This window comes from Arthrobacter sp. T572, from assembly GCF_056780115.1.
This window is the reverse complement of record NZ_JBRAZQ010000002.1, coordinates 2449743-2462786: the sequence shown is the minus strand read 5'-3', so window position 1 is coordinate 2462786 and position 13044 is coordinate 2449743. Positions and strand designations below refer to the sequence as shown.

Here is a 13044-nt window from a genome sequence, read left to right as displayed (position 1 = left end):
CTCTAGCTTTGACGGCCCTGCGATGCGTAGCCGCGGCGCCTCAAGGGCGTTGTATGTCACACCCCGGCAGGCTGCATGACGCCGGACACCGGATTGTCACAGCTTTGAAACCACGCAGGTGATGCGGATTATGGCGGATCGCGGGGACAATGGCTTGAAGCACAAGCCCAAAGGGTGTTGGCTGTTAGTAATGGAAGTCACTTCAAAAGGAGGAAACGTGAGCGAGGCCGACGCCGCCACATCGGTAAATGTGGCGGAAAGATTGGGTTTCAAGGATGGGGATCTGATTCAGGAACGCGGCTACGACGACGACGTCGATTTCGACTTGCGTGATGACATTGAAGATGTCACGGGCTCCGAGCTGCTTGATGAAGACGACCACGATGTTGTCGACGCGGTGATTTTCTGGTGGCGCGACGGCGACGGCGACCTGGTCGATGCCTTGATGGATTCGCTCACTACCCTGAAAGAAGGCGGAGTGGTCTGGGTGCTGACACCCAAGTCGGGCCGCGACAACTATGTTTCCCCCGCTGACATCCAGGACGCAGCCCCGACATCCGGCCTGCACCTGACGACGTCTGCCGGTGTCTCCAAAGACTGGAGTGCCACGCGGCTGGTGGCAAAGAAAAACAAGTGACTGACGGAGACCAATCGCGGGAAGATCCGCAGGTTCCCCGTCCGGGGCAGCAGGCGCCCGACTTTGAGCTGTCCAACCAGTACGGAGAGCCGGTCCGGCTGTCGGCTTTCCGCGGACGCAACGTGGTGATGATCTTTTACCCCTTTGCGTTCTCCGGTATCTGCACCAGCGAATTGCAGGCGGTCAGGGACCATCTCCCGGCATTCGAGGAACTGGACGCCGTGGTGCTGGCGTTGTCAGTCGACAGCAAGTTCGCCCTGCGGGCTTTTGCCGCGCAGGAGATTTTCGACTTCGATCTCTTGGCCGATTTCTGGCCGCACGGAGCCGTAGCCCGGGAGTATGGCGTTTTCGATGAGGCCACTGGGATGGCCCGCCGGGGATCCTTCGTCATCGATGCCCACGGCATCGTCCGGTTTGCCGTGGTGAATCCCCGTGGCCAGGCGCGGGAGCATACAGACTACTTGCGTGCCCTCTCCAATCTGGCGGGAATCCAGGCATGAGCGGCCAGCGGCCCGGCGTCGGTATGACTGGTTTCGCCAGTATGGCACCGGCCGGGCTTTTGCCCGCCTTGGGGCCTGCAGAGCAAAAGGCCATGGACCAGGCAGTGGAGATTCTCCGCGGCAAGCCCTTGGCCGTCCTCACGGGTGCCGGACTCAGTACGGATTCCGGGATTCCGGATTACCGGGGTCCCGGGTCGGCACCGAGGAATCCGATGACATACCAGGAGTTCATCAGCAGTGCGGCGAACCGTCGCCGGTACTGGGCCCGCAACCACCTGGGTTGGTCGCATTTGCGGCATGCGGATCCAAATGCCGGTCACGCGGCCATTGCCGCGATGGAGCAACGGGGCCTCCTGACGGGGCTTATCACCCAGAATGTGGACCGCCTGCATGAGGACGCCGGGAGTAGGAACGTCGTGGACCTCCATGGCCGTTTCGACCAGGTGATCTGCCTGGAGAACGGGCACGTCATGTCGCGCAAGCTGCTGGCCGCAATCCTGGAGGAGTTCAACCCCGGCTTCGTTGATGCCGCGTTGGAGGCCGGCATTGTGGAGATGGCTCCGGATGCTGACGCGACCGTCGAGGATCCCGCTCTGATCAAGTCCTTTGTTGTTGCGGTATGTCCTGCCTGCGGAGGCACGCTTAAACCGGACTTCGTGTACTTCGGGGAAAACGTACCCAAGCCGCGGGTGGAGCGGTCCTATGCCATGGTGGACCAAGCCGGAGCACTCCTGGTGGCCGGTTCATCCCTGACCGTCATGAGTGGTCTCCGGTTCGTCCGCCATGCAGCCAAGGCCCGCAAACCGGTGGTCATCATCAACAGAGGGACAACGCGCGGGGACGGTTTGGCCGACTTGAAACTCGAGCTGGGCGTCAGTGCTGCCCTCGATTACCTGGCGCGGCATTTGCCCGATCTTCAAGGCGTCGTGAACCCGATTGGTGTTTCAGCCGACGCATGATGTAAAGTCATTGTTCGTTGGTTGAGCCGCCAAGGTAAACAACCCCGGTAGCACCAACGCCCTGCACTGCAGGAATTGGGTCTTTAGCTCAGCTGGTAGAGCGCCACGTTTACACCGTGGATGTCATCGGTTCGATCCCGGTAGGACCCACCAACCAAGCCCCGCCCTTCCGCTCCTGTTGCGGAAAGGCGGGGCTTTTTGTGTGGGGAAGCGGGCCCTGCCGGCCGCCGGCATCAATGTCGGTGCCACCGCCTACCGTTCCATGCATGGAACACGTATTTCTCCGCAACGGACCTGGGAACGTGCCGGCGGCTGTTGTCAGGGGCGGCAGGGAATGGCAGATTGCAGTGACTCCGGTCCGTTGGTTCGAGCGGATTCCGTGGTGGGAACAGTCGAGGCGCATGCCGGCTGGCCAGGGCCGGGTGGATGTTGAGGTTCTGCAAGTGCAGGTGCGGCTGGGAAATAACCAGCGCTCCACCCTGGCCACCTGGGAGCTGGTGGGGGATGGCATGGGTGGCGGCTGGCAACTGCGGGCAGAGGAAGCCGTGGCCGCCTGACCGTCGCCGGTTCGATGCCGGTCGGAAACTGGATGAGCTCTCCACCACGACTATTGGGGGATGCCGCGGTGGAGAGCTCGAAAATGAATATACAGCGAACTTTTGGATTTTGAAAAGCGCGGCGCCTGATGCGCTGCAGTGTGTCGTGCGGGAGACGCAGCAGCGCTGACTGGCCCGGTGAAATGCCACTATGATGGTTTGTGTTCAGCTGAATGAACAGCCGGTTTCAATGACGAAGGAGAATCATGGCAGATTCCCGAACAACCCGGGCCGAAGGGCTTGGGACATCATCGCCGGCTCCGGCTGTGACCCGGGCCGCCGCGGTCCTCGAAGCATTGGCGGAGTCGCCAACAGGCCGCTTGACGCTCAGCGACTTGTCGCGGGAGCTCGGAATTCCCAAGTCGTCCACCTCCAATCTTTTGCTCGCCCTCGAGGAAGCGCGCCTGATTACACGGCAGGGTGCGGACTTTGCCCTGGGCCGAAAGCTTGTGGAACTCGGTGCGGCCTACCTGAGCAGGCTGGACGAGGTCCAGGAGTTCTATAAATACTGTGAACAAGCTCCGACCCTCTCCGGGGAAACAGTCCGGATCGCGATGCTCGACGGCGACCACGTCATTTATCTGGCCCGCTATGAGGGTCACCCGGCTGTTCGCCTGACCTCCAATATCGGCGACAAAATGCCGGTATCTCTCTGCAGTGTCGGCAAGGCCTTGGTCGCGCAGCTCCATGACCACGACATCGAGGCGATGTTCCCGGACGGCATGCAGCTGCCGGTCATGACAGCCAACTCGCTGAGAACCGCAGAAGAGCTGAAAGCCCAGATCACTGCCATCCGCAAGCAGGGCTTCGCTTTCGAAGATGAAGAGTCCACGGTGGGCGTGGTCTGCCTTGCGGTGCCTGTCCCTACGCACGGTGCGCACGGTCCGAGTCTTGGCCTGTCGGTCACAGCGCTCAAGGCTACGTACTCCGAGGAGCAAGGGGCGCTCATGGTCAAGGAACTCAAGGAGCTCGCCAGATCTCTCGGCAACCCCATGGGTTAATTACTGAAGGCAATAAATCTGATTACAACCTTGGCAGTGCGTTCATCAGACTGTACGCTGTTCACCATAGTGATTGTGCAGTAATGCCGTCGCTATCTCGCCGGGCCAACGGGGGCCTGTCGTGATTTTGAGGGAGTGCCAGTGACAACTCGAACCAATACCCAGCCTGCAGCGGAGGCGGATGACGCAGTCGTCGAGCCGGACCAGCTGAGAAGGGCAACCCTTGCCAGTTCCGTAGGTTCCGCCCTGGAGTACTACGACTTCTACATCTACGGACTGGCCTCGGCCCTGATCTTCGGGCCGTTGTTTTTCGCTCCATTGGGTCCGGACGGTGCCTTGATCGCTTCGTTCGCCACGTACGGAGTGGGCTTTGCGGCCAGGCCCTTCGGCGGCCTGCTCTTTGGCTACATAGGGGACCGCTTCGGGCGGAAGATGGTCCTGATCCTGACCATTGCGCTCATGGGAACCGCAAGCTTCGCGATTGGGCTTTTGCCCACGTTTGACCAGGCAGGAATGCTCGGCGCCATCCTGTTGGTCACTTTGCGCATCGTCCAGGGCCTCGGTGCCGGAGCCGAGCAGGCAGGAGCTACGACCCTGATCTCGGAAGTGGCCCCGCGCCGCCGTCGTGGTTTCTTCGCTTCACTGCCGTTCGTCGGCATTCAGCTGGGCACGCTGCTGGGCGCCGGTACCTTCGCCCTCATCGCCTTGGCGGACAAGTCCGTCCTCCAGGGCTGGCTGTGGCGCGTTCCGTTCCTCGCCAGCTTCGTCCTGATCGTGGTGGCAGTGTTCATCCGGCTCAAGCTGAAGGAAACGCCGGCTTTCCAGGAGCTGGAGAAGCACAAGAACGTGGTCAAGAATCCGATCGGCGCTCTCTGGAAGCACTCCAGGAAGAACGTGCTGGTGGGCATCGGCCTGCGCATGGGCGAGAACGGCAACTCCTCCATCTACTCCGCCCTGCTCGTGTCGTTCATGAGCATGCCGGCGGGCGTCTTTGCCGGCAACAACTCCATTGGTCCGGTAGGCCTGCTCATCGCTGCGGGCTTCGCCGCAGTGCTGGTGGTCACGTTCGGTGCCTTGTCCGACAAGTTCGGCCGCGTACCCGTCTACCGTTACGGTGCCTTGTTCCAGGCGCTCATCGCCATTCCTGCTTTCTATCTGGTGACGCTGGGCAACGTGACCCTCGTGTGGGTTGTCATGGCGGTCGGCATCGCGATTGGTGTCCAGTCAATGCTTGGCCCGCAGTGCCCGCTCCTGCCGGAGCTCTTCGGCTCCCAGTACCGTTTCACCGGTGTTGCCATGAGCCGCGAAATCTCGGCCGTCATTGCCGGTGGCGTGGCGCCGCTCCTGGGTGCCGTGCTGCTCGCAGCCACCAACCACTCGTGGTGGGTCCTGGCCATCTACTCGCTGGTGCTTGCCTTGATCTCCTTCGTGACCACGTTCTTCACTCCGGAGACCGTGGGCCGCGACCTTGTCAGTACCGAAGACGCCAAGTAGCCGGCACGGAACAAGCAGAAAAGGCTCCGACCCCCGCGGGGGTCGGAGCCTTTCGGTGGCCCGGAGAACTCAGTAGAAGTGGACCGGATCAACCAGGTGCGGAAGTTCGCCGCCGTCCAGGAAGGTGCGGAGATTGGAACAGAACCGCTCCGCAATAAGCCGGTTCTCCGCCGAGCTCAGCGCGGAAGTATGCGGGGAAACAAGCACCTTGGGGTGGCTCCAGAGCGGGCTGTCCTGCGGAAGGGGTTCCACCGCGAAGACGTCCAGGCAGGCATAGGAGACCTGACCGCTGTTCAGGGCGTCCAGGAGGGCTTCCTCGTCAACCACCGTGCCGCGTCCGACGTTGACGAAGACGGCGCCGGGCTTCATGGCGGAGAAGATATCCGCGTTGAACAGCTTTTCCGTGTACGGCGTCCCGGGGAGGGTGTTGACCACGGCGTCGGCGGTTGCCACAAGATCCGCAAGCCCGTCGTTGGTGGTGACCTGCTCAATTCCGTCGATGTCCCCGACGTTGCGTTTGGTTCCGCTGACCTTCATTCCCAGGGCACGGGCAATCCGGGCGGTTTCGAGTCCAATTTCGCCCAGTCCGGCGATCACCAGGCGGGACCCGTTGACCAGCTTGGTGGGCGTGCGCAGTTCGGGCCACACTTTGTTGGCCTGGTCCTGCGCCATCTCGGCGCTGCGCTTGAAACCGTTGAGGATGCCGAACGCGGAGAATTCGGCCAGCGGCAGGGCGTGCACACCAGCGGACGTGGTGACGTGGAACTTTTGGAGGGTTTCGGTATCCAGGCCGGAGGCCTTGACCGCTCCGCCGGCACCGGCGGCCATGGCGTGGATCCACTGGAGGTGCGGGTTGCTGCCGGCGATGCGCGCCAGACCCGCCGGGCTTTCATTGGGGAACCCGTAGAGGATGCTGGCGCGGTTGAGCATGGCCCAGTAGCGCTCTTCCTGTTCCGGGGTGCGTTTGAACGCAGGATCGCCTGCGTGGTCCGCGGGGAACCGTTCCGGCGGCAGGAGGTCCGGTTCGTACAGGACGGTTACGGCGGGGTCTACGGCGCGGATGCGCTCCACATGCTCGGCTTCGAGTGGGACGGCGATCGCGACGATAAGTTCATTAGTCGTCATAGTGTTCATCATACTGAATGGAGGCTAGGATATTGAACAGATTTCCTTCCTGTGACCACGACGAAGTGAGGTGCCACCCCCAAATGAACGACAAGCGAGTGGGTTTCGCCGGGCTCGGCCTCATGGGTGCTCCCATGGCCGCAAACATCGCCCGGGCAGGATGGGATGTCAGCGCCTGGAACCGTTCGGACGCAGCCTTCCATAGCCTTCCCGCGGTCCAGCGGGCACCGGACCTGGCATCCCTGCGGGACGAACCCGTCATCATCTTCATGCTGCCGGACCTTCCCGTGATCGAGGACGTTGCTGCCGGCCTGCTCGAATCCTGGGTGGTCCGGCCACCACAGCCGGGTACCGCCGTCGTCGTCATGAGCAGTGTCTCCCCGGCGGGAGTGAAGGCGTTCGGCGAGAAGGTGCGCCAAGCCAGCCACGGCAATGCCGTGGTGGTGGACGCCCCTGTCAGCGGTGGCACAGTGGGAGCCCGGCAGGGCACACTCGCCATTATGGTCGGTGCCTCCGGGCCCGACTTCGATCGCTTGCAGCCACTGTTGGCCACCATGGGTACCACGGTGCGCCGGATGGGACCGCTCGGGTCAGGCTCGCTTGCCAAGGCGTGCAACCAACTGATCGTAGGAACCACGACGGCGGCACTCGCCGAGGCGGCCGAAGTCGCCGAACGCGCGGGCATGGACGTTCAGGCGCTCTACGAAGTCCTTGCCGGAGGGCTGGCCGCCAGCCGGGTCCTCGAGGTGGTGGGACCCCGCCTTGCAGCCAAGGAATACGCTCCCACGGGACCGGCCAAGTTCATGCACAAAGACCTGGGCTTCGTGCTGGACGCCGCCGGCGAGGTGGGATCGGCAACGCCCATGGCGGCGGCAGCCATCGACCTGTACGCGGAACTCAAACGCCAAGGCCTGGGAGACCTCGACCTCGCCGTGGTCCGCCAGGCGATCGCCAACCTTCCCGCCGGCGCCACCGGTTCCGGCAACTGACCACATCACCAACCACAAGGAAAGCAAACAACGACATGAGTGGACTCTTCGACCTGTCCGGGCGCGTTGCCCTGGTCACCGGCTCCAGCCGGGGGATCGGCAATGCCCTGGCCCGAGGCCTGGCCGATGCCGGGGCAACGGTGGTGCTCAACGGCATCAGCACCGAGCGGCTGGAAGCCGCCCAGCATGCCATGGCCGCCGACTATCCCGAAGGGCGCGTCCACAGCCGTGCGTTCGACGTGACTGATGCCGCCTCAGCCGCAGCGGGGGTGGAGTGGATTGAAAAGAACGTCGGTCCACTGGACATCCTGGTCAACAATGCCGGCATCCAGCACCGCGTCCCCATGCTGGAGTTGGACGTCAAGGACTGGGAGCGGGTCATCACCACGGATCTCACCAGTGCGTTCCTGGTAGGACGCGAAGCAGCGCGGCATATGATCCCCCGGGGGCACGGCAAAATCATCAACATCTGTTCGGTCCAAACGGACCTTGCCCGCCCCACCATCGCTCCGTACGTTGCTGCGAAGGGTGGCCTGCGCAACCTGACGCGGGCCATGACCGCGGAATGGGCGTCCTCGGGTCTGCAGATCAACGGGGTCGCTCCGGGCTACATCCACACCGAGATGACGCAGAACCTGGTGGACGACCCGGACTTCAACTCCTGGATCCTTGGCCGCACGCCGGCCAACCGCTGGGGCACCGTGGCCGACCTCGCAGGACCCACGGTATGGCTGGCGTCCCAGGCATCCAACTTTGTCAACGGCCAGACAATTTTTGTCGATGGCGGAATGACGGTGGTGGTCTGATGGGTATCACGCTTCCTGCATCCGGATCCGCGGTTGTGGCCCACGGCAAGGGCGATCTGCGCATTGAGGACATCCCGCTGAAGCCACCCGCAGCGGATGAGTCGGTGGTGGAGATCGCCTACGGCGGCATCTGCGGCTCGGACCTCCACTATTGGCTTCATGGGGCGGCCGGAGAATCAATCCTCAAGGCTCCCATGGTCCTTGGCCACGAGATCGTGGGCGTCGTGGTCCAGCAGGCCGCGGACGGCAGCGGTCCCGGCGTCGGAACACCCGTCGCCGTGCATCCAGCCACTCCCGCTCCTGGAGACGTCCGTTATCCCGAAGACCGCCCCAACCTGTCTCCGGGTTGCACGTACCTGGGCAGCGCCGCGCGGTACCCCCACACCGATGGTGCTTTCAGCCGCTACGCGAACCTGCCGGCCAGGATGCTGCGCGAACTCCCGGCGTCCTTGGAACTTCGGACGGCAGCGCTTGTGGAACCTGCGAGTGTTGCCTGGCACGCGGTGGCCCGTGCCGGCGACGTCGCGGGCAAGAGCGCACTGGTCATCGGCAGCGGACCCATCGGCGCCTTGACTGTCGCCGTCCTGAAACGGGCCGGGGCGTCCCGGATCACCGCCGTCGACATGCATGACAAGCCACTGGAAATTGCCCGCGCCGTGGGTGCCGATGCGGTCCTGAAGGGCGACGATGCCGAGGCGATCGCGGCAGTGGACGCGGACGTCGTCATTGAGTCCTCGGGCAGCCATTTCGGTCTCGCTTCAGCCATCAAGGGCGCCACCCGGGGTGGCAAAGTGGTGATGGTGGGGCTGCTTCCCTCCGGACCACAGCCGGTGTTCATTTCGCTGGCCATCACCAGGGAGCTGGAGCTGCTCGGGTCGTTCCGCTTCAATGACGAAATCGACGAGGTCATCGCTGCGCTGGCTGACGGTTCACTCCAGGTGGATCCCGTGGTGACGCACGAGTTCGACCTCGCCCATGGCCTTGAAGCGTTCGAAGTGGCCAGGAACTCAGCCGAATCCGGGAAGGTCCTGCTGAACTTCCAGGGCTAGGACTTGGCGACGGGCACGAAAACGCGGGGCTGGTCGTCCCAGCTGGGGGCCAGCTCCGCGATGGTCTGGCGCATGATCTGCGCAGACGCGTCCCGCGCCTTCCGGCCGTCGCCCGAACCGATCGCCGCCGCTACGTCGATATGCCACTGCAAGGCCTGCGGCTGCGGGTGCTCGGGCATCAGGCCGTGCACTGTACGGCCGGTCAGGGTCTCGGTGACCTGGCCGATCAGGTTGGCGAACATCTCGTTCCCCGAACCGGAAAGGACCAGTGCATGGAAGCGGATGTCCAGGTCAAGGAACCGGGACATGTCGCCGGCGTCGCCGGCTTCCTTCATGGCCAGGGAGATCCCCGCCAGTTCCTTGCGGAGTTCTTCCGGTGCGTTTGCGGCCGCCAGTTCAGCGGCCACGGGTTCGACGGCGGAACGCAGCTCGGCGAGCGACCTCAATTGGGCGCCCCGGCCTTCGCCCGCCAGCCTCCACCGTATGACCAGGGGATCGAAGGGATTCCAGCGGTGTGCGGGAAGGACGCGGATGCCGACGCGTTTGATCGTCTCCACGAGTCCCAGCGACTGCAACACACGGACGGCTTCGCGGACTACGGACCGGGAGACCTTGAGTTCGTCTTCCAGATGCTCGGCCAGCATGACATGTCCGGTGGGAAGGGAACCACCCACGATCCGGCTTCCGAGGTGCTCAACGGCGCGGTGGTGGAGGCTGGTCGACATAGTGGTAAGCATAGTGGCGCGGGCTCCGGAGGTGCGCAACGCCCGCATCACGGCCGCAGGAAGAACGTGGCCGCATCATAGACTGTTTGTGACGCGGCACCGTTCCACAAAGTGGGCGTGGCTTTCCCGCCCGCCGCTTAAATACGTATGGTTTATTACAGCCCCTGGTTATGAAATCGCTTCCTGCGTGCCCGCAGGATTTTTTCACACGATCGAATTGGAGTTTTGATGTCAGCACACATCGGTGTCACCGGCCTTGCGGTGATGGGCGCCAACCTGGCCCGCAACCTTGCCCGCAACGGCTTCACGGTGGCACTCCACAACCGCTCCGTGGAAAAGACTGACGCCCTGCTGGAAAAGCACGGCTCCGAGGGTGATTTCATCCGCACCGAGACCCTGCAGGAACTGGTGGACTCCCTGGAGAAGCCCCGCCGTGTCCTGATCATGGTGAAGGCCGGCGCTCCGGTGGACAACGTCATCGAGCAGCTCGAGCCGCTGCTTGAAGCCGGCGACATCATCATCGACGCCGGCAACTCCCACTACGAAGACACCCGCCGCCGGGAAGCGGCCCTGGCCAAGAAGGACCTCCACTTCGTGGGTGTCGGCGTATCCGGCGGCGAAGAGGGTGCCCTCAACGGCCCGTCCATCATGCCCGGTGGTTCCCGTGAGTCCTACGACGCCCTCGGCCCGCTGCTGGAGAAGATCTCCGCCAAGGTCGACGGCGAGCCCTGCTGCGCGTGGATCGGTACGGACGGTGCGGGCCATTTCGTGAAGATGGTCCACAACGGCATCGAATACGCCGACATGCAGGTCATCGGTGAAGCTTTCGACCTGCTCCGCTCCGGTGCAGGCATTGAGCCGGCCGAGCAGGCCAAGATCTTCGCTGAATGGAACAAGGGTGACCTGTCCTCCTTCCTGATCGAAATTTCTGCCGAGGTCCTGGGCCACGTCGATGCAAAGACAGGCAAGCCGTTCGTGGACGTCGTGGTAGACGCTGCAGGCCAGAAGGGTACCGGCCGTTGGACGGTTATTTCCGCCCTGGAACTCGGTTCCCCGGTCTCCGGTATCGCCGAGTCCGTCTTCGCACGCGCCCTGTCTTCCCAGACAGAGCAGCGCAAGCTGGGCCAGGAACTGCTCGCCGGTGAGGAAGCCGCCGTCGAAATTCCCGAAACCTTCGTCGAGGACGTCCGCCAGGCGCTGTACGCCTCCAAGCTGGTTTCCTACGCCCAGGGCCTGGACATGCTGACCTCTGCCGCCAAGGAATACGGCTGGGACCTCAAGCTGGACGAGATCGCATCCCTGTGGCGGGCCGGTTGCATCATCCGCGCGGAACTGCTCAAGGACATCACCAAGGCCTACGCCGCGGATGAAAAGCCTGCCAACCTGCTGTTCGCACCGGCCTTCACCAAGGCGATCGCCGAGGCACTGCCGGCCTGGCGCCGCGTGGTGGCCACCGCTGTCCAGCTGGGCATCCCCGTTCCGGTGTTCTCTTCTTCGCTGGCCTACTACGATGGCCTGCGCCGCAAGCGCGTAGCCGCCGCCCTGATCCAGGGCCAGCGCGACCTCTTCGGTGCACACACCTACGGCCGCGTTGACGCCGAAGGCACCTTCCACACCCTCTGGGGCGAAGACAAGTCGGAGATCTCCGCCGTCGACACCCACTAGGCGCCAGGATGCAAGGCCGGTTCCTCCCGTAGGCTGGGAGGGACCGGCCTTTGCCGTCCCATCGAAGGAGTATGTCCATGCCTGACCGCGTCGCTCTGGTAACCGGGGCATCCTCCGGCATTGGCTTTGAAACTGCACGTGACCTAGCTGCGCAAGGCTTCGTGGTCTATGCAGGGGCCCGTCGCGTGGAGCGGATGGAGCCGCTTAAAGGGATCGGGGTCAACGTGATGTCCCTGGACGTCACGGTTGATGAATCCATGACGGCTGCCGTGGCTGCTGTCGAGGCGGCCCATGGCCACGTGGATGTCCTCATCAATAATGCAGGCTACGGGTCCTACGGTTCCCTGGAGGACGTTCCGTTGGAGGAGGGCCGGAGGCAGTTCGAGGTCAACGTGATGGGCCTGGCGAGGATGTGCCAGCTCGTCATTCCCGGGATGCGGCGGGCGGGGTCCGGCCGGATCATCAACGTGTCGTCCATTGGCGGGAAAATGTATGAGCCATTGGGTGCCTGGTACCACGGAACCAAGTTCGCGGTGGAAGGCATGAGCGATTCGTTGCGCTTGGAGCTCGGGCCACATGGCATCGACGTTGTGATCATCGAACCCGCCGGAACTGATACCGAGTGGGGGACCATAGCGGGGGAGTCATTGCTCTCACGGTCCGGGGACGGCCCCTACGGCGCCCAGGCGCATACGGTAGCTGCTGCTCTGGCATCGACGTCCGGTCACGTGCTGGCCACCCCACCCGGTGCGGTGTCGCGCTCCATTGTCCGCGCGGCAACAGCACGACGCCCCAGGACCCGCTACCCGGTGGGCAGGGGTGCCTGGAGCATCCTGGCGTTGCGGCGGGCGCTGCCCGACCGCGTATTCGATATCTTCCTTGAGAACCTCTACAAGAGGCTGGGCAGCTAAATCCGGTACTCGATGTAGTACTCGGCCGGATCCACCGCCGGTTTTGTTTCCAACCTGGCGTCGCGATGCCGCCAGGTGGCCGGGATGCCCGTGATGATCGATTCGGGCGGTGCGTTCTTGACCACGACGGCGTTGGCGCCGATCGCGCTGTCGTCACCGATCGTGATGGGGCCAAGGACTTTGGCTCCGGCGCCGATGGTCACGCGGTTCCCGATGGTGGGGTGCCGTTTGACCTTGGCCAGGGACCGTCCGCCCAGGGTCACCCCGTGGTAGATCATCACGTCGTCGCCGATCTCGGAAGTCTCGCCGATGACGACGCCCATTCCATGATCGATGAAGAAGCGGCGCCCGATGGTTGCGCCCGGGTGGATTTCAATGCCGGTCATGAAGCGCGCCAGCTGGGAAATCAGCCGTGCCGGAAAGCGGAGGGCCGGGTTCTGCCACAGCTTATGGGTCAGGCGGTGCGCCCAAATGGCATGAAGGCCCGAGTAGGCGAAAAAGTTCTCAAAAGAACCTCGAGCCGCCGGGTCGTGGGACCGGGCGGCATCGAGGTCTTCCTTAAGCCTTGCGAAGAAGCTCACAAAGAC

Annotated in this window: 14 protein-coding genes and 1 tRNA gene; 12 read left to right on the top strand and 3 right to left on the bottom strand. The window is 63.5% G+C overall.

Features of this window, described 5'->3' with window-relative positions; genetic code table 11:
* The first annotated feature begins 217 nt into the window (after window positions 1-217).
* The 7 genes from ACUYMZ_RS12620 to ACUYMZ_RS12590 all read left to right on the top strand — a co-directional run bounded on the left by ACUYMZ_RS12620 (window position 218) and on the right by ACUYMZ_RS12590 (window position 5187).
* On the top strand, window positions 218-637 hold the full coding sequence (locus ACUYMZ_RS12620) for a DUF3052 domain-containing protein (RefSeq protein WP_364157971.1): 420 nt from the start codon (window positions 218-220) through the stop codon (window positions 635-637).
* Window positions 634-1137: a peroxiredoxin gene (locus tag ACUYMZ_RS12615; protein ID WP_426003001.1), complete on the top strand. Its 504-nt coding sequence runs from the start codon at window positions 634-636 to the stop codon at window positions 1135-1137. The genes ACUYMZ_RS12620 and ACUYMZ_RS12615 overlap by 4 nt, the downstream gene beginning before the upstream one ends.
* A complete protein-coding gene (locus tag ACUYMZ_RS12610) occupies window positions 1134-2096 on the top strand; it encodes an NAD-dependent protein deacetylase (protein ID WP_481603656.1) in 963 nt (320 codons plus the stop codon). Before ACUYMZ_RS12615 ends, ACUYMZ_RS12610 begins: the two co-directional genes overlap by 4 nt.
* Window positions 2097-2173: 77 nt before the next feature.
* Window positions 2174-2249: transfer RNA gene (locus ACUYMZ_RS12605), tRNA-Val, on the top strand.
* Between the two features lie 113 nt (window positions 2250-2362).
* The gene (locus ACUYMZ_RS12600) at window positions 2363-2653 is read left to right on the top strand and encodes a hypothetical protein (RefSeq protein ID WP_481603655.1); all 291 of its coding nucleotides are present in this window, start codon (window positions 2363-2365) and stop codon (window positions 2651-2653) included.
* A gap of 245 nt (window positions 2654-2898) precedes the next feature.
* Entirely contained in the window at window positions 2899-3693 is a 795-nt protein-coding gene (locus tag ACUYMZ_RS12595; protein ID WP_426002998.1) for an IclR family transcriptional regulator, read from the top strand.
* Between the two features lie 135 nt (window positions 3694-3828).
* Window positions 3829-5187 (top strand): MFS transporter, encoded by a 1359-nt coding sequence (locus ACUYMZ_RS12590; RefSeq protein WP_481603654.1) that lies wholly within the window; start codon window positions 3829-3831, stop codon window positions 5185-5187.
* A 69-nt stretch (window positions 5188-5256) separates the two neighbouring features.
* On the opposite strand, the gene ACUYMZ_RS12585 is transcribed toward ACUYMZ_RS12590, so the two are convergent.
* Window positions 5257-6324 carry a D-2-hydroxyacid dehydrogenase gene (locus tag ACUYMZ_RS12585; protein ID WP_426002995.1) on the bottom strand — a complete coding sequence of 356 codons (1068 nt, stop codon included), beginning with the start codon at window positions 6322-6324 and terminating at the stop codon, window positions 5257-5259.
* Window positions 6325-6395: 71 nt separating this feature from the next.
* Here ACUYMZ_RS12585 and ACUYMZ_RS12580 point away from each other — a divergent pair, with 71 nt between their 5' ends.
* From ACUYMZ_RS12580 to ACUYMZ_RS12570, 3 genes are read left to right on the top strand one after another with little or no spacing between them, the layout of a single operon-like run.
* The gene (locus ACUYMZ_RS12580) at window positions 6396-7301 is read left to right on the top strand and encodes an NAD(P)-dependent oxidoreductase (RefSeq protein WP_481603652.1); all 906 of its coding nucleotides are present in this window, start codon (window positions 6396-6398) and stop codon (window positions 7299-7301) included.
* Between the two features lie 35 nt (window positions 7302-7336).
* Window positions 7337-8107: an SDR family oxidoreductase gene (locus ACUYMZ_RS12575; RefSeq protein ID WP_426002993.1), complete on the top strand. Its 771-nt coding sequence runs from the start codon at window positions 7337-7339 to the stop codon at window positions 8105-8107.
* Window positions 8107-9156, top strand: coding sequence for an L-idonate 5-dehydrogenase (locus tag ACUYMZ_RS12570; protein WP_442423619.1), 1050 nt, complete (start codon window positions 8107-8109; stop codon window positions 9154-9156). Before ACUYMZ_RS12575 ends, ACUYMZ_RS12570 begins: the two co-directional genes overlap by 1 nt.
* On the opposite strand, the gene ACUYMZ_RS12565 is transcribed toward ACUYMZ_RS12570, so the two are convergent.
* Window positions 9153-9881 (bottom strand): FadR/GntR family transcriptional regulator, encoded by a 729-nt coding sequence (locus ACUYMZ_RS12565; protein WP_481603650.1) that lies wholly within the window; start codon window positions 9879-9881, stop codon window positions 9153-9155. The genes ACUYMZ_RS12570 and ACUYMZ_RS12565 overlap by 4 nt on opposite strands.
* Before the next feature lie 228 nt (window positions 9882-10109).
* On the opposite strand from ACUYMZ_RS12565, the gene gndA reads away from it, so the two are divergent.
* Together gndA and ACUYMZ_RS12555 are read left to right on the top strand one after the other, a co-directional pair.
* The gene (gene gndA, locus ACUYMZ_RS12560; RefSeq protein WP_481603648.1) at window positions 10110-11546 is read left to right on the top strand and encodes an NADP-dependent phosphogluconate dehydrogenase; all 1437 of its coding nucleotides are present in this window, start codon (window positions 10110-10112) and stop codon (window positions 11544-11546) included.
* A 77-nt stretch (window positions 11547-11623) separates the two neighbouring features.
* A complete protein-coding gene (locus ACUYMZ_RS12555; protein ID WP_481603646.1) occupies window positions 11624-12457 on the top strand; it encodes an oxidoreductase in 834 nt (277 codons plus the stop codon).
* Here ACUYMZ_RS12555 and epsC read toward each other — a convergent pair.
* Window positions 12454-13038, bottom strand: coding sequence for a serine O-acetyltransferase EpsC (gene epsC / locus ACUYMZ_RS12550; RefSeq protein ID WP_426002986.1), 585 nt, complete (start codon window positions 13036-13038; stop codon window positions 12454-12456). The two genes, ACUYMZ_RS12555 and epsC, sit on opposite strands and share 4 nt — an antisense overlap.
* Between the last annotated feature and the right edge of the window lie 6 nt (window positions 13039-13044).